The following is an 18,083-nucleotide window of genomic DNA, read 5'->3' as shown; positions in this document are numbered from 1 at the left end:
GAGGTACTCCAAAGTCGTTTCGAGGTACTTCAAAGTCGTTTTGAGGTACTCCAAAGTCGTGTTGAGGTACTCCAAAGTCGTTTCGAGGTACTTCAAACTTTGTCGCATTGCGATTGAGTACACAGATGTGGGCTACGCCTACGCTTGACTTTTAAAACAACGCGAGTTCGACAACCCCTCTCCGACACGGCTACCGTGTATACACAAGTCCTTCTCACCCCCTCTAACTCCCCGATGCCTTGGGGGAGAACCGGGAACCGGATATTTCCCCCAACGCATCGGGCTACAGTGTACACACAAGTCTGAAATAGCTTACTCATCTGGGTTTTTGCGTCACTTTTACCCCACCCTAACCCTCCCCTTGCAAAGGGGAGGGAACCGGATCTTTAATCTCCCCCCTTTGCAAGGGGGGATTAAGGGGGGTAAATCCGAGGTTTGCGCTTCATTACCAAGATGTGTGTACACAGAAGCTCCGACACGGAGAGGGGAGCCAAAACTCTAATTTCTCGTTGCTCCTCCCTTTCCCTGTGGGAGAGGGAGGTTGGGAGGGAGAGGTTCATCGAACTCACGTTAAAACAGTCGCGACGAATATTCTTAACCGAACGGTATTGAGTTGGAGTACACAGTCATCAATTGTGTAAACTTCAGTGAAAGTTATGATATTTTTGACCGCAGCCTGATTTGTGAGAATTGAAAAACACCGATTCCCGACTTCATAAAAGTTGTCGGGAATTTTGTTTTTCCCCAGCAGTTAACAAATCTTCAAATCGGTAGATGTATTTTTGTCTAGCTATTTACTAACGATCGCATAAAATTGATTCGGATTAAATTTACATTTCTTTAAAAGACAATATGTTTGCCAGAATTCGCCGAATTTTGAGTCAATTTTTTAGTAATTCCAGAACAATCAACAACGAACCACTGAATAAAGTCAGTTTGATTGTGATTATTATAGTTGATATTTTTATCTTAATTAATGTTTTTACCGGACTCGATGATATTAGCAGATGGCATATCAGTCCAACTGAGGCTTATCCATGTTATTCAGAGTGGCAAAATTACCGAGCGAAAACCACTAAAGATAAAGACTATGAAATTGTTAGACTTTCATTGCCATCTTACACGAACAATCAATTTAGTTTTCGGGGAAACTATCAACAAGCCGAAGCAGGACATCTAGGTAAGGTTTCTCAAACTTGTTTGCAATATGCCGATTACAAAGATAAGATTAAGAATTCTGAAAAGCAGCAAATTATCAAAACTATCGAGGAAAAACAAGCAAAAATTAGTAGACTGGAACAAGCCAATCGCACGATTAAATCTCAGTATGACTCAACGCTCTTAGAAAAAATTGCCGGACAGAATCGCGAACAATCAATTAATCAAGTCAGTGCTGAAAAAGCTAAACAGACGTTAGAAGAAAATAATCGCCAAATTTCTACTCTTCAACAAGAAACTTCTACTCTTAAAAATGAACTACTTGCTCAACCAGAAAGTATTAGTTTTATAGCCTTTCTTAAAAATGACAATCGATTTCAAGAAGTTGATAAAGGCTATCAGCAAGCATCATTTTGGTATCCAAGTATCCAACTTGGTTTTCAGTCCCTCTTTCTTTTACCACTGATTCTCATTGCCTTATCAGTTCATAAATTTGCCCAAAGAAGAGGATATGGACTCGTCTCGCTAATTAGCTGGCATTTGCTAGTTATCTTTTTTATCCCATTAATCGTTAAAATATTTGAATTTCTCCAAATAGGTGCAATATTCAAATTTTTATTTGATATAATCAGTGCCATTTTTGGCGGTTTACTTTTCCTGATAAATTATGTTTATATCTTGCTGATTCCAGTTATTGGTTTTGGAATCATCCAATTTTTTCAAAAATTTGTCTTTAACGCTAAAGTCCAAGCAGCTAGCAGAGTTCAAAAATCACGATGTGTCAATTGTGCCAAGAAAATTCGACATCTTGATACTTACTGTCCACACTGCGGTTATTATCAGTACATTGAATGCCATAACTGCCATAATCTTACTTATAAGCATTTGTCGTACTGTAAACATTGTGGAACTTCTCAAGTTTCCAGTAATTTGTAATCAATGAAGTCGTCGATCGCCTTTTTAACTTAGATATGAAAAAAGAGAAACAAATCAATAAAGAGAGTCAGTCGCCGCTTGATTTTCTGAAAAACCTGTTGATTGCTCGTTGGCGATCGCTCTTACTCCTTTTGATCGGAGTGTATTTACCTTTGCAGATTTTTGAAATCCTGACAGTGAATATATGGAAGAATCAAGCAGGCTTTCCGTGGGATGCGCCGATTCTGTTAGCGGTTCATTCTACAGCAAACCCACAGTTAGACGTTTTAGCTGTCATCCTAGCGACAATTGGGTTGCCTTGGACGGCAATGGTGATTTTGGGGGCGATCGCACTGATGTTAATACTTCAAAAACGCTGGCGATCGCTAGCTTATTTATTCACCGCCTCAGCAGGAAGCGTCATCATCAACCGCACAGCAAAACAATTAATGCATCGAGTGCGTCCACAATTGTGGCAGTCTATTGCACCTGAGTCTACTTTTGCATTTCCCAGCGCTCATGCGATGACGAGTGTAACATTGGTAGCAATTTTGTTATTTTTAACTTGGGCTACCTCTTGGCGCTGGTTGATTCTCATATTCGGCAGCTTATACATCATCGCAATTGCGTGGTGTCGTCTCTATTTAGGGGTTCATTTTCCTAGTGACATTCTTGCAGGTTGGATGGTTGCATTAGGTTGGACGATTGGTGTCAGTCTAATTATCAAACCCTATAGAACTATAGCCAAATCTGTAGATGGCGAACGTCCTAAAGATGAAACTACTTTACTACCAGAAGAAATAAAGTCGATAAATAAGGAGTAATATCAGCCCTCACCCTAAATCCCTCTCCCAAGCTTGGGAGCTACCGTGTATACACAAGTCAAATTACCCCCCTTAATCCCCCCTTATAAAGGGGGGAAACAGGAATCTTGTTCCCTCCCCTTTATAAGGGGAGGGTTAGGGTGGGGTAAAACCGTGATTTCTCAGCTATTTCAGACTTGTGTATACACCGTAGAGCTTGGGAGAGGGACTTTGCTTATTTTAAATTTAAAAATTGGATGTCAAAATATGGTCTTTTATTTTTTTGTCAAGAACTCGTTTTGTAAGTAAAGCTATTGAAGAAAAATCCAGAAATCAGAATTCAGAATTCAGCAATCTTTCAGTCGGAGATTGGGACTTGCGACTCTCTTGTTGACCACCAAATTTTCAATTTGGTGGGGGTGCAAAAACGCTGATTATTCAGACGATCGAGTACTCGCTAACGCTACGCTATCCGCCAGTTGTACAGAATACCCAACTGAATTCTGTTTGATAACTTAATTATCCAAAAACGGTATTATAGGCTATTCTTTTTGGCTTGGCAAAACTTTTAGGTTTACTGACTTTACCATTCAACCTCTTGGTGATAGAGTGATTCCATTAACTCATATCTATTCCAAACAACAATCAATATAACAATGAAAACATTGCAGGCTTTAACGCCGATCGCGCTGGGTTTACTTACGCTTACGGTCGGGAGTTCTGTGAATGCTCAAGCGATAATTGACACTGTAGACAACGGTAATTTAAGTGTGACGGGGATGACACGAGGAAGCGGTTGCACTGTCCTTTTTAGTCCTCAAGGGGAGCTAGTTCAAAACGGTCGTTCCTGTAGTTCAAGAGAAATTGGTAAAGCTCAAACTGCGATCGATACCTATCTCCGGGAGCAAGGCGCACCTGAGCGCAACAGTGACAACTCAATACGCCAAAGACTGACCTTAATCTGCTACGGTGAAGGTCGCAAACCAAGTGTTGAAAACCGCAACAGCTATGAATGGAACTCACGTCGTCATCGCTATGAACTGCAAAATCGTGTAGAGTCTTCGACAGACGAGTTCGATTCCGAGGTTCAAGTCGAGATTCGTAATATGCAGGGAAAAATTCATCTGGGCGGAAGGCTCATCCCGCCAATTAATTCAGGCGGTACTGATGGATGGTGGAACCTCAAGGATCTCCGTGTCACACCTGAGCAAATCACGGGAAAATACCAAGTAAATGGGCTAAATCATCCGCGTGTTGAGATCGATCGACGCAGTGGACGGATTGCCATTAATGGGATTGAGCATTTCCGTGGTAATTGTGATTCCGGCGACTGGAGCAATAGCAGAACTCGTTTTTAGCCTGTTGTATTGTTGGGTTTTATAAAGACAAAGACGAAACCCATGTCTTCGCAGTTTTTATCTCACATTCGGCACCTTCAACTGTTATATAGGACTAGTATTTGATTTTTGAACAAAATTAGGTATTGTAGGGTGTGTTAAAACGCAGTTCGTAACGCACCAAACCTTTGATGATAGTGCCGTACTCTCGCAGCTACACACCCTACGTATCTTTTCAAAAATCAAATACTAGTCCTATATAAAAATACACTTCTAAATTGGATTGTTTGTCCAGATAGCAACTACTTCTGACAATCCTGTGAACTCCCCGTGTAAACAATCGATTGGTAGCGTCCTTGGTCTGTTTGGATTGTTACACAGTAGTTAGTTTTGCCTTCTAACCAGTAGCCGTAGCCCGAATCATCACTTTTGACCCATCGATAGCCCCGTTTTTTCACTGTGTTTTCTGCCTGTCCTGCCCTTGCTCCCACTAAATCGCTCAACTGAGAGACGGTAGTACCCGCTTCCGGCTGACGCCTAGCAGCAGCCCTCTGATTTCTGTTACCTGAGTTTTGTCGATTGGCAGATGTATCCCAATAGACAAAAATTGACTCATTGGCGAGACGATAAATCTGTCCTCGATCGCCAAGTCCAGATTGTCGATAGGCAGCATCACCATTTCGATCGCGATAATTGCCAGGTCGATTACCCGAAGGGAGCAAGTCATAGCTATTACCATTTTCTAGTTGAATGCTAACCGCACCCTGACGTTGGGAAAAGGTACAAGGGCCAGAGGATGTGGCGCGGTCTTCTCCTTTTGGGAATACATCGCAACGGGCATTCACGGTATCGGCTTTGACGGATACAGGAAAACTTACTGAAGCGATCGCCAGTGCTACCGCTAAAAACGAATTTGAAGATTTGATCGCCATAAAACTCCTCAGTTATGACAACGAAGATCGCATTTTATATCATCCCCCTAAATATGTATTTGCTAGTTAACACTTGCAAACTTTCTTAACCTTGTTTTGTCATCCAAGAACTTTTGCCATTTTTGAATTCTAGAGCTTTTGTATAGGAAGCGTAGGCTAGCAAAAACCGCAGGCATCGCCAGATTTTTCTATTGAAGAATAATTTAGAAAAAGCAAGTCAGAATTAAAAGTGTGAGAGATTTAGACCTGCTACTAATTGAAGACCACATAGAGATAAAATTGCCATTTTACTTGTCCTAAAATCTCTCAAATTAATGATAAAAAATTAAAGTCGGACGATGACCGACACTAATATCAGTTACTCAATCACTTGACCATAGATATGTTCCTGTTTAATCGCTTCCTCCATTCAATAATTCGGTTTGTGCTAGTCAGTGTGATGACGATCGCAATAGTACTTGGTTGGAGTGCGATCGCTCACAGTCAACTACCTTCCTTACCTACCGCAGCCTCCAACGATCCGCGCCAGCCACCTAAGGGTGTTACCCGCCTTGGGATGTATGAAATTGCCTCTGTGTATTCACCCTTAGACAGAGACTCCTTGTTTGAGATTGTCTCTCCCACTGTTTTTAATCGTAGCCAACCGCCAGACGGATCTCTTCCAGTAGAGGTACGTGCCGAAGAAATTACACAACGGCTGATGCGAGCGCTCGACCGAACTAATAAAGCTAAACAAACTCCTGTGGTTTCTATTGCCATTCTGAATCAGGATTCAATCCTCCAACTCAGTGACGATCGAACGACCCGTCCTTTAAGGCTGGTGACGGTAACAGAGCCAGATGCTGACTACCACGGGAAAACTCTGGAAGAATTGGCGCAGGAGTGGCAAAAAATATTACAAGCAGAAGTGGAACGCATTAATAGACTCTTCTCGCATGAGATATTGTTGCAACGAATTGGGCAGGCACTACAAATCAGTGTCGGCTTAGTGTTGGGGAGTGTTGTGTTGTGGTTACTGCGCCGAACTCTAATTCGCAAACAGACGGCATTGGAAGTTCGCCATCAAGAGCAGATAGCTGCGGTAAAACAGGGTGTGGTCAAGCAATCTGAGGCAGAAACATCCACAACTATTCACACAATAGAAACCAGCGACAGTCAAACAAAGACAGACACGATCGCCCATCAGCGATCGCAGTTTCTAGAAACGATCCGGCGACAGTTCAGCCTCAAGCGCCAACTGGGGATTTATTCTCTGCTCGCATGGCTACTGTTTTGGGCATTTATTCTAATGTGGTACATCGGGATTGTGGTCATCATGTATAACGTCCCCTACCTCATGAGATGGTCGAAGGACGCTTTAGCCAGACCCCTGGCGCTACTGATTATTTGGTTTTTCATCAGTCTTGTTATTCGGATCGGCAAAACCTTAATTGACCGCCTCACTGATGTCTGGACAACCCATTCCTCTCTCCCTTTGAGTGAAACTCAACGGATTGCGCTACGAGCTGCAACAGTTTCCGGGGCACTCAAAGGATTAATCACCTTTATTTTCATTACCTTGGGTATCTTGCATTCTCTAAACGCATTTAATATGCCCACCAGTTCAATTTTGGCAGGGGGCGCTGTGATCGGTATCGCCATTTCTCTTGGTTCCCAAAGTCTGATTAAAGATTTGGTCAATGGCTGCTTGATTTTAATGGAGGATCAATTTGCTGTGGGAGATGTAATTGAGATTGGGGATAAAAGCGGACTAGTGGAAAATCTCAACCTGCGGGTGACTCAACTACGTAATAACGAAGGTAAACTAATTACCATTCCCAATAGCAATATCACCAATGTCAGCAATCTCACCCGTCTCTGGTCGCGGGTAGACTTTTCTATTGTAGTGGCGTATGAAAACGACCCCAAGCAGGTTTTAGAGATTCTCAAGCAAGTATGCAAACAATTGTATAGCGAGGTAGAATGGCGCGATCGCCTGCTAGAATCGCCCCAAGTGTTGGGGATTGATGACCTATCCCATACGGGTATGTTAGTGCGCGTCTGGATTAAAACCGCACCTATGGAACAATGGAACGTTGGGCGAGAGTTCCGTCTACGGGTGCGGCAAGCCTTTGAAGCAAACAATATTCAGATTGATGCCAATTGAGGATAGTTAAATTTTTGACAATTTTAACCCTTTAATATACTACAAAACTTTTTTGCAAGATGATTAAATCAAGAGCAGCCCTCAACATATTCGACTTCTGGCAATTTACCCGCTCTGAACTCAGTGACAACTTTACCATCAGTCTCGAAGACTAGGCGATAGTTGCGATCGCTAGGGTCTTTCGGGATGAAAGTTAGGTAATGTCCGTTTTGGACGTATTTATGAGGTGTGACTTGAATTTGTCCTGGGTAAAGAGACTTGATTTGCGCTTCGGTGTCGCCAATTTTTGCACCTTTGAAGGTAGTAATCTGATTATTTTGCCTGACATCTACTCTCGAAATTCGACCTTTTGTCACCATGAACGAAAGATTTTTGGGTTCATTTTGTGGCTTAACATAATAGCAATTATTATTTGGCGCATCGCCCACTAGCTTAGTACCAGCAGCCTTTACCGCTTGAGGGACAGTCATGCCAACTTTTACTGTGCCAATACCGTTAATAAACAGTTTTGACTGATTCGTTAGTTTCGCCTTGGCGACAACTGTGCTAATAGTCAAAGAAGAAACTGTCAGCATTACGGTGACAAAAGTCAAGATTTTAGTTTTGTTATTCATAATTAGATATTTTCCTCAGTTAAGTCGATAATTTCATCGAAGCAGAAGTTGCGGACTAAATTTGCCAATTTTTCTGCCAAAGCAGAGTGAGTTTGGGGAATTTGCTCAATGAGTTGCAAAATCCTTTCAGCATCGACTTCAACGGCTGCCTGATTCAGTTCTATTAGCCATTGGGTAGGCATAATGGTAATTGCAGAGCGAAGATCCAAGATAGTAGATTGAGTATTTTCTAAATTGTTGCCTATTGCATCTTCATTGCTTTCTTCTGCACAGATATAACGTACTTGCAAATATTCAGCGATCTTTTCAAAAATCACTTGCTCTCGGAATGGCTTACGAACCAAATCGTCACAACCTGCGGCTAAGATACTTGCCTGTTGTTCTTCAAAAGCACTGGCAGTTAGGGCAATAATTACAGTGCGGAAATTTCTAGTTGTATTTTTTTCCTTGGCTCTAATCTCTTTAGTAGCATCGTAGCCGTTGATTACAGGCATCCGCATATCCATCCAAATTAGGTGAGGTTGCCAAGTTTGCCAAATAGCGATCGCTTCTTGTCCATTCGTCGCAGCCTGAATTTCAAAACCAATGCTACCAAGAAGTTGCACAATCAGATCGCGGTTTTCTTTACGGTCATCTACTACGAGAATACGGTAAGATGGTTGGCCTTCTGCTAGCTTCAGTACGCGTCCCTTATTTAATTTTGGTGCAGCTTTCAAAGCTGCGGCTAAATTCACTTGAATGTCAAAGCTAAAAGTAGATCCTTGTCCCAGGCTACTTGTTAAGTGAATATCGCCTCCTAGCAACCGCACAAATTGACGGCTGATAGTCAGTCCGAGTCCAGTTCCTTCCTTAGTTTGAATACCGCTTGTTGTCTGGACAAAAGGCTGAAACAGGTTATTCATTTCTGCTGCCGCTATTCCCCGTCCAGTGTCTTGGATTTCAAAAAATAAGGATTGGGCATTGGGCATTGGGCATTGGGCATGGTTATTCTCCTTGTCTCCTTGTCCCTTTGTCCCCTTGTCTCCTTGTCCCCTTGTCCCCTTGTCCCCTTGTCCCCACTCCCCACTCCCCATCCTCACCCGCAAAGTTACTCCCCCAGTTTGAGTAAACTTGACGGCGTTACCCAAAAGATTAATTAGCACTTGGCGGAGTTTACCTTCATCTGTTTGGATGTAGCGGGGGAGATTGGGAGCCATTTCAAATTTGAGAAACAATTGCTTTGCCTGTGTCCGCACTTGGAACATCTCTTGTAATGTTTGCAACAGCAGATATAGATCGAAGTCTTCGGGGTTGAAAATGATTTGTCCAGCTTCAATTTTGGACATTTCCAAGACATCGTTAATCAGGTTAAGCAAGTGTTCTCCACTGCGGTTAATGGTAGCTAATGATTCGCGCTGGTTTGAGTTGAGGCTAGTGTCTCGCTCCATTAATTGGGAAAAACCCAAAATTGCATTTAGAGGAGTGCGGAGTTCGTGACTCATATTAGCCAAAAAAGCACTCTTGGCTCGGTTGGCAGTTTCGGCAGCTTCTTTGGCAATTCTCAGCGCTTCTTCTGCTTGATGCCTAGCTCGACCGATCGCAATTATTTCACCTACCAGTTTCAATAGATTAATATCTTCTTGGTTCCAGGTTTTTGAGTAGTGAATCATCGCTGCACCAACAAACCCAACCACTTTGCCAGCATGAACCATTGGCACAGCTAGTATAGATTGAAACGACATACTTTCAAAAAGTTGTCGCTCAGGTAGATGCAGAGGTAAATCTTCCACACAAGAGATTTGTCGATGCCTACCACAAAGAATCGGCTCGTAGAAATAGGGGAAAACTTCCACAGGCGAACCTCTGGCAATATCAATTAATGGTGCGACATCTTCACCACACCATTCATGGATCAGGTTGAATTCACTTTTATCCTGGGAGCATTCAAAGATGCAACTGTGTTCGGCATCAATAAATTCAGCGATCGCCTGAAGTGTAAAATTAATTGCTGTTGCTAAATCTTGGTCAATAAATTGCCGAGAAACGCTGCTGATTAAACTTTCGGCTTGAGTTCGACGTTGCAATGCTGCTTCTGCTTGTTTGCGATCGCTGATATCACGAGCTACGCCGACAATCTGAAAATTACCTTGGGCATCTTGTGTGCGGACTGCATTACTAGTTAGCCAAACCCAGCCCCCATTCCGATGTTTAGCGCGGTATTCAGTCCCGGAAATTCCCTCACCTGTTGCCAGAATACTTTGGGCAACTTCTTGACATTTGGGCACATCGTCGGGATGAGTAAAGGATGCCAAAGAATTACCCTCCATTTCGCTGGGGGCAAATCCGGTAGTCTTCAAGATATTTGGAGAAATATAGTTGAAAATTCCATCAGCATCAAGAACAAACAGCACATCGTTAACTTTTTCAACGATAGTGCGAAACTTTAACTCGCTTTCCTGTAGGGCTGCTTCTGCTTGTTTGCGTTCCAATTCGGCACCGGCACGGGCAGCAAATATTTTCACAATCAGTTCCCGTCCCGGATCGGGTTTCATGGGTTTGACATCTATTACTGCTAGATGTCCGATGATTTCGCCGGATGAACTGGTGAGAGGAACGCCAAAAAAACTCTCGGCATTCATCTTCACTAAATCGGCATCTTCTGGAAAACTAGTTTGTACTGCTTGCGGGTAATGACACATATTGCCTCGCAAGGTGTGTTCGCAAGGAGTACCCTGCAAATCGTATTCCAAGTTATCGTTAATAGCCCCATTACACCAAAATGCCAAAGTGCGGACTCTCGTTTTTGGCTCGTCATCAAACTCAGTCACTAAGGCATATTGAACCTGCAAGACTTCGGCCAGGTAACGAACGCAAGAATTGAAAAATTCATTGCCTGTTTTCGCGGCTGTACCCTCAACAATTAAGCGTAAAGCTTGTTCTTGCTGTTTGCGTTGGCTAATATCTGTAAAAACACAATCCAAACAGTATTCTTCGGCGTTGAGACGGAGTGATAACAGTACCCAAACAACAAATCCATCCAAGCGTCGCAGTGCTACTTCAAAATTGCGAACTTCGCCGGACTGTTCTAACTCTGCTAACATTTGCACCCGTTCTTCTGGATTGACATATAAATCAGTTGTGAAATACTTGCCAATTAAGTCGGCAGCAGAGGTAAAACCTAATATTTCGGCACCACGTTGATTAGCATCGATAATCAATCCATCTTTTTGGCAGGTGCGAAAAATCCCCACTTGGGAATTTTCAAAGATGTTGCGGTATTTCATTTCACTACGACGCAAGGCTTCTTCTGCTTGCTTGCGTTCTGTGATGTCGCGTCCCACGCCGGCGATCGCAATTTCACCGCTAGGAGTGTTAATTGTAGAAGTGTTAAAGTTGAACCATCGCCAGCTACCATCTTGGTGTCGCAATCGCACTTCAATATCAGTCAGTTTTTCACCAGTTATCGCTTTTTGTAAGGCAGTGGCACTAGTTGCTAAGTCTTCCGGTTTGGTAAACTCCACCACAGAATGACCTTCGATTTCCTCTAGGCTGTAGCCCATGATTGCAGTTACATTCGGCGAGTGATAAGTAAAAATTCCTTCTGGCGAAAGCACAAATATCAGATCGTTGGCATTTTCCACAATGCTACGGAATTTTAACTCGCTTTCTTGGAGGGCTGCTTCGGCGCGTTTGCGTTCTGTGGCATCAGTGCCGACTGAAAGAATTTCGATTAAGTTTCCTTGGGCATCTAAAATGGGTTTATTCGCCCAGACTATCCAGACGCGATCGCCATTTTTGCATAAGTTCTCGTTTTCGTTAAATAGATAGTTTTCTGGCTGCTGACAAATATCAACCATTAATGTCTGCAAATCGCGCCCAGAAGTTTCGGTTTCTGGAACGATTGTACCGATAACATTGCTTCCGATAATCTCATCTACATCGAAACCAAAAAGCCTTTGACCGTAGTCATTTAAAAATATAATGTCACCATTGCCATCCCAACGCAGAATGATACAGTTGGCTGTTTGCACCAAATCGCGGTACTGAGCTTCGCTTTGACGTAAGGCTTCTTCGGTGCGTTTGCGAGCCGTAATATCCCGCACTATTGCTAAGATGTGTCGCTTGCCATTATAAATGCAAGTCGTTCCTTTGACTTCCACATCTATTAAACTACCATCTTTGCAGATATCAACTGCTTGTCCATAAAATTGCTCGCCACATCGGGTTTTCTCGACAAACTCTAGAAAAACAGAATGCGAGTCTGGATGAATATAACTAGATGGATGTAAAGTGAGAAATTCTTCATAAGAGTAACCGTGCATTTGACAAGCCGCCGGATTAACTTCGGCGACTTTTTCAGTCTCTATTTCAGTAATAAATAGTCCATCATTAATTGCTTCAAAAATACTGCGGTATTGTAATTCACTTTGTCGCAGTGCTGCTTCAGCCCTTTGGCGCTGGGTGATGTCGCGGAAACTCCACACTCTACCAATAATTTGTTCGCCGATGCGTTGAGGACAAGAGTAGCGCTCAAATACTCTGCCATCTTCTAGTTCTAACCAGTCGTAACTAACTAATTCCGGCTGTGAATATAATTCTCGGACTCGTTGCAAAAATTCATCAGGGTCTTTTAATTGGTTTGCCAGATACGCTAGTCGCTGAGGATGATCCGGTTCTGTCAAAAGTTCTGGTGGAATTGACCACATTTCTAAGAACTTTTGGTTGTAACTAGCGATTTTACTTGAGCTATCGACTACTAATATACCATCTTGAATCGATTCAAAGATAGCGCTTAATAAAGACAGAGAATTTTCTAAAGCTACTTGGGTTTGTTTGCGTTCGCTCAGATCCCGTCCTAAAACCACCAAAGCTTTGCGTCTACCATCTTGGTGAAATAGGGGAGCTTTAATCATATCTAAACTGCTCACTGTCCCATCAGGGCGAGGAACAGCTTCTTCTATCCGATGCACACATCCCAATTGCCAAGCTCGTTCATCTGTTTTATTGCAGTTGAGCAAAGCATCATGATAAAAATTGCTAAATTCTGCCAGTTCTGAGTCTGTTTTGCCTTGATAATCAACGCCTTGTAGCTCTAAAAATTCTAGGTTAGCTTGGTTTGACAGCAACCATTTGCCCTCACCGTCTTTTAAACAGATAATATCGGGTGTAGCGTTAATTAATGTCTGCAATCGCTCCTCAATCTCTTGTAAGGATTCTTGAGTTCGTTGCGTCAATGTGATATCCCTGATCGCCAGTATTGCACAGCGATCGCCAGTCATTCCGGTACAGCTACCAGAAATTTGTAATGTTATTTGCTCATCTTGCTGCAACTGATAATTTGCTGTTTCATACTCCCCATTGAGTATTTGCACATCAGGATAGCAGGATAAAGCAACTGGTTGTCCTAATTGTGTCAGGGGTAGCAAGTCAGTTAACTTTGCACCGCACACAGTACCGTGAGGTTGGTTTACTAGAGACTCAAAGCGAGAATTGCACCATTGAATCAGTCGGTCTTCTCCTACCCAAACTACAGCATCAGCGATCGCACCCAGCGTTACTTCCATCTTGTTCGCAGTGGCTTGCAATTGCTCTACCTGCTCTAGCTGTAGTGTATTCATCAAGACTCCTATTAAATAATTCGTAATTCGTAATTCGTAATTTTTATTAATTAACTACTGTACAAATTAACAATCATGTGCTAAAGATGATACTAGTAAATCTGTATAGTGATTGTATCGTTAGTCTCTGACTGAAATATTCGACTACAGCAAAACTACATATTTTCTTCATTTTACAAAAATGCGTACGCCAAATCAGCAATTGCGTACGCCAAATCAACAATTGCGAACACCAAATCAACAATTGCGTACGCCAAATTAACAATTGCGTACGCCAAATCAGCAATTGCGAACACCAAATCAGCAAATGCGAACACCAAATCAACAATTGCGTACGCCAAATCAACAAATGTGTACGCCAAATCAACAAATGCGAACGCCAAATCAACAAATGCGTACGCCAAATCAGCAAATGTGTAGGCATCTCAAAATATAGCGGTTTTTTCCTCGTTCCCAGTCTCAGACTGGGAATGCATTCATTGAGTCTCTGACTCAATACCATACTGGAGGCAGAGCCTCAAGGAGGGGCATTCCCATGCAGAGCATGGGAACGAGATGCCCCCTGCCCCCTGCCGTCTTAATGATAAGTCTTTAACCGGACACGATATTACGCCCAGCAGCAGCTTGGTATAAAGATTGTATCGTTAGCCCATCATTGGGGTATTCGACTACAGTGAAATTACATATTACCTGAAAGCGATCGCCTTTGAAGGCTGTGAATATTTGCTGGCGGAGGGTAGTTAAAATCTCACTGAGGCGATGGTTTACTTCTGTTTTTGTTAACCCAGAAACTCCCACAACAAATTCACCATTACCCCAATAACCTAGTACTTCACCACTGCAAAATGCCGATTGAAATAAACGACTCCATCTTTGCAATACCTGATTTCCAGCCTGATGACCATACTTAATATTAATTTGACGCAGATCAGTCACGCTTAAGATCGCCAAACAAACAGATTGCTGATTTTTCTCAGCTTGAGCAATTAAGTGCTGCAAGTCACGGTTAGACTGAAACTGATTTGCTAACCCAGTTAAGGAATCTTTAGTAGAAAGCGATTGTAGTAAACGACTGCGTTCTAAGCGATGGGTAATGCGTGCCAACAATTCTGCACCGACAACAGGTTTAATCACATAATCATCTCCCCCAACAGCAAACACTTGCTGCACAGTTTCCATTTCTCGGTGAGCAGTCAGAAACACAATTGGTAATTCCTGCCATTGGGGATCGGTACGAACTGCTCGGCAAAGTTCTATACCATTTATATGAGGCATTTCCACATCTAAAATCAACAAATCCGGTTTAGTAGATTGCAATACTTCCCAGAAACGTAACGGATTTTCTAATCCTGTCATCCGCATACCCCACGGCTCTAACATTGGGCGCAGTGCTGCTAAAATCAACGGGTCGTCATCTACTGCCAGTATATTTACCCGTAAAGAACGAGTACGTTGTAATATCTGGGACGACACATCCCAAACTTGAGCAGCTGTTACAGGCTTGACCAAAAACCCCCGCGCCCCATATTGAGCAAAAGTTACGCGTTCTACTAACTCATCAGTCGCAGCCAGCACCAGAACGGGTACGGGTGGGGTACGCGTTGCTAAGTCCGAAAGTAGTGCTAAACTTTCTTTACGCCAGCCGATATCATCTATATTTAGCACTACTAAATCTGGTGATGTGGTTTGGAGAAAGTTTTTTGCATCCTCTAAGTTGCTAATTTGCTGCCAGCATATTCCCATGCACTCAACCAGTTGTTGCAACTGAGAACCTAGTTGCAGATTCGGGTCAATTAAGATCAATCGGGTACTAATTTCTGGTGCGATCGCAGCCGAAGTTTGATAATCTACATTTTGCCCCATCAGGTTGATGATGTTACCCAAACCTTCAATCAGCCCCAGCAATTGCCGGTTTTCACTTACTGACAAATCACCATCTTTCCCTAAAATCTGTTCAATTTGCCGCGCTAGCAGAGTACCATTGTCTTGCTCAAACATTCCCAAGACACCAGCTAGTTTGTGCGCCTCTCGTTCTCCCGATTTACGTAACTCCTGAGTCAGAGTTTCCTTAGAAAGCGCAGCTGCTAACTCTTCCAGCACCGCCAATCGCTGCACCATCAACCCTTCGTATTGTTTCCACAAGCCACCCATCGCTTGCTGAAACTGCTCCTCAACTTGAGGACTTGCAACTTGGGATTTTTCTTTCCCCCCCTGCTTCCCCTGCTCCCCTTGCCTCCCCTGCTCTCTTCCAGGATTCAGCCGATATCCCAAACCATAAACATTTTCAATCCAGTCTACTGCTCCGCCTGCTTTCAACTTTTGTCGTAAGTATTTGATGTGAGATTTTACAGTCTCCTCTTGGGGTGGATCGTCAAAAGTCCACAAATGCTCAATAATATCCCCCCGACTAAAAACACGCGATGGATTCCGTAAAAATAGCTCCAGCAAACTATATTCTTTGGCTGTTAATTCCAGCAGTTTGTTGTTATATGTGACTTCGCAACTACTGGGATCTAGTCGCAGCGCGCCTACTTCCAGTATAGGAGTACAGGGGCGATCGCCTCGACGGATCAGCGCTCGTATCCGTGCTTGCAGTTCTTCTAAATCTAAAGGTTTGATCAGATAATCGTCTGCACCTGCATCAAGTCCTTGAATCCGCTCTTTACTACCATCTCTCGCCGTCATCAAGAGAATCGGAGTGAAGCAGCCACCAGAACGCAATCGCTGACACAATGTAATCCCGTCTAGTTTTGGTAATCCGACATCTATTAATAACAGGTCATAGTTCGTACTTTGCGTGTATTCCCAACCCATTTGTCCGTCTTGTACGACATCAACAACATAGTGTTGCTTAGTTAGAGACTTCAACAAGACACTTGCTAAAATTTCTTCATCTTCGATTAGCAAGATTCTCATACACCCGTCCAAAATATAATTTGCTACTTTACCCAAAAAAATAGTACATTAGGTAGTTATTTTTCTACAAGGAAAAAATAAAATAATTTAGCAAGTCTTCTTATTTCGGTTACATTGAATTCACCTTATACCTAGCTATTAACTTCTCACTCTAAAAAATGGTTCCTTCCAAACGAGTTTATTTATTATTAGTTTTGAGTATAGCGATCGCCCCGATTCTATCCTTATTTATCAGCATTAGAGCAACCATCGCCATAACTGTGCTATTTGATGCCATCATTCTCGGACTGATGGTTGCAGATGGTTTGCGAGTGCGGCGTTCTCGCGTGCAAATTACCCGCGAATTACCGTCACGATTATCTATTGGGCGAGATAATCCTGTAGTGCTAAAGGTGACATCACAAAATACCGACGCTCAAATTGAAATCCGCGACTATTACCCAACAGGATTTGGCGTGTCTGCACCTGCACTGGGCGCCATTGTTCCCAGTAACAGCACTGAAGAATTAACGTATACCGTCCACCCAACACAGCGAGGAGAGTTTCCTTGGGGAAATATTCAAGTCCGACAGTTGGGGCTTCGGGGACTAGCTTGGGATGATTGGCAAATTCCCCAAAGTCTGCCTGTGAAAGTTTATCCTGATTTAGTAGGATTGCGATCGCTCACCATTCGTCTGACACTGCAATCATCGGGATCGATGCGTCAATCTCGCAAAACTGGTATTGGTACAGAGTTTGCCGAACTGCGAAACTATCGAACTGGTGACGATTTGCGGTTTATTGATTGGAAAGCTACTGCCCGTCGGGTTGGGGCTTATGGTAATGCCATGCCACTGGTCAGGGTTCTAGAACCAGAACAGGAACAAACGTTACTGATTTTACTCGATCGCGGTCGGCTGATGACAGCAAAAGTGCAGAATTTGCAGCGATTTGACTGGGGATTGAATGCAACTTTATCCTTAGCTTTGGCAGGTTTGCATCGAGGCGATCGCGTGGGTGTTGGTGTATTTGACCGCCAAATGCATACGTGGATTCCCCCAGAACGCGGTCAACATCATTTGAATCAGCTAATCGATCGTTTAACTCCACTTCAACCAGTATTATTTGAATCTGATTATTTGGGGGCGGTAACAAATGTTGTGCAGCGACAAACTCGCAGGGCGCTGGTAGTAGTGATTACCGATTTAGTTGATATCACTGCCTCTACAGAACTCCTAGCTGCACTCTCCAAGTTAGCACCCCGCTACCTTCCATTTTGCGTGACTTTGCGAGATCCACAAGTCGATCGTTTAGCAGACACTTTTACAGATGATGTTACAGGTGCTTATACCCGTGCAGTAGCACTAGATTTATTAATGCAACGACAAGTAGCTTATGCCCAACTGAAACAAAAAGGTGTATTGGTTCTAGATGCACCAGCAAATCAAATTGCCGATCGGTTGGTTGAGCGATATCTGCAACTCAAAGCGCGAAATCAACTTTAGTAATTGTCACTTTAACTTGTGTATTTTTATTCAATTATTTAGCGGAGGTATAAACTTTGCTTAACATTATCCAGGTAGAGACTGATGAACATAACTCTCATATCCAGCAAGTGTTTTGGGAATATCTTCATGAACCTATCCCACTAATAAAATCCTTTGAACCCAGATATGGATAGTAGCA

9 protein-coding genes are annotated in these 18,083 nt (G+C 43.0%); 5 read left to right on the top strand and 4 right to left on the bottom strand.

Features of this window, described 5'->3' with window-relative positions; translation table 11 throughout:
• Positions 1–852: 852 nt before the first annotated feature.
• The 3 genes from RMX89_RS32860 to RMX89_RS32850 all read left to right on the top strand — a co-directional run bounded on the left by RMX89_RS32860 (position 853) and on the right by RMX89_RS32850 (position 4,234).
• The gene (locus tag RMX89_RS32860) at positions 853–2,094 is read left to right on the top strand and encodes a hypothetical protein (RefSeq protein ID WP_322691909.1); all 1,242 of its coding nucleotides are present in this window, start codon (positions 853–855) and stop codon (positions 2,092–2,094) included.
• A 35-nt stretch (positions 2,095–2,129) separates the two neighbouring features.
• Complete coding sequence (locus tag RMX89_RS32855; RefSeq protein ID WP_322691908.1) at positions 2,130–2,897, top strand: phosphatase PAP2 family protein; 768 nt, start codon at positions 2,130–2,132, stop codon at positions 2,895–2,897.
• Between the two features lie 635 nt (positions 2,898–3,532).
• Positions 3,533–4,234, top strand: coding sequence for a hypothetical protein (locus RMX89_RS32850; protein WP_322691907.1), 702 nt, complete (start codon positions 3,533–3,535; stop codon positions 4,232–4,234).
• Positions 4,235–4,515: 281 nt separating this feature from the next.
• On the opposite strand, the gene RMX89_RS32845 is transcribed toward RMX89_RS32850, so the two are convergent.
• Positions 4,516–5,145, bottom strand: coding sequence for a hypothetical protein (locus tag RMX89_RS32845; protein ID WP_322691906.1), 630 nt, complete (start codon positions 5,143–5,145; stop codon positions 4,516–4,518).
• Positions 5,146–5,527: 382 nt separating this feature from the next.
• Here RMX89_RS32845 and RMX89_RS32840 point away from each other — a divergent pair, with 382 nt between their 5' ends.
• Positions 5,528–7,291: a mechanosensitive ion channel family protein gene (locus RMX89_RS32840; RefSeq protein WP_322691905.1), complete on the top strand. Its 1,764-nt coding sequence runs from the start codon at positions 5,528–5,530 to the stop codon at positions 7,289–7,291.
• 68 nt (positions 7,292–7,359) lie between these two features.
• Here RMX89_RS32840 and RMX89_RS32835 read toward each other — a convergent pair whose 3' ends face one another.
• The 3 genes from RMX89_RS32835 to RMX89_RS32825 all read right to left on the bottom strand — a co-directional run bounded on the left by RMX89_RS32835 (position 7,360) and on the right by RMX89_RS32825 (position 16,418).
• On the bottom strand, positions 7,360–7,905 hold the full coding sequence (locus RMX89_RS32835) for a hypothetical protein (protein ID WP_322691904.1): 546 nt from the start codon (positions 7,903–7,905) through the stop codon (positions 7,360–7,362).
• A gap of 2 nt (positions 7,906–7,907) precedes the next feature.
• A complete protein-coding gene (locus RMX89_RS32830) occupies positions 7,908–13,502 on the bottom strand; it encodes a PAS domain S-box protein (RefSeq protein ID WP_322691903.1) in 5,595 nt (1,864 codons plus the stop codon).
• Positions 13,503–14,093: 591 nt separating this feature from the next.
• The gene (locus RMX89_RS32825; RefSeq protein WP_322691902.1) at positions 14,094–16,418 is read right to left on the bottom strand and encodes a response regulator; all 2,325 of its coding nucleotides are present in this window, start codon (positions 16,416–16,418) and stop codon (positions 14,094–14,096) included.
• Between the two features lie 158 nt (positions 16,419–16,576).
• Here RMX89_RS32825 and RMX89_RS32820 point away from each other — a divergent pair, with 158 nt between their 5' ends.
• Positions 16,577–17,902, top strand: a complete 1,326-nt coding sequence (locus tag RMX89_RS32820; protein WP_322691901.1) for a DUF58 domain-containing protein — start codon at positions 16,577–16,579, stop codon at positions 17,900–17,902.
• The last annotated feature ends 181 nt before the right edge of the window (positions 17,903–18,083 follow it).

This window comes from Nostoc sp. DedSLP04 (assembly GCF_034530775.1).
Classification (GTDB): domain Bacteria; phylum Cyanobacteriota; class Cyanobacteriia; order Cyanobacteriales; family Nostocaceae; genus Nostoc.
The sequence above is the reverse complement of the archived record's forward strand: the minus strand, read 5'-3'. Positions and strand labels throughout refer to the sequence as shown.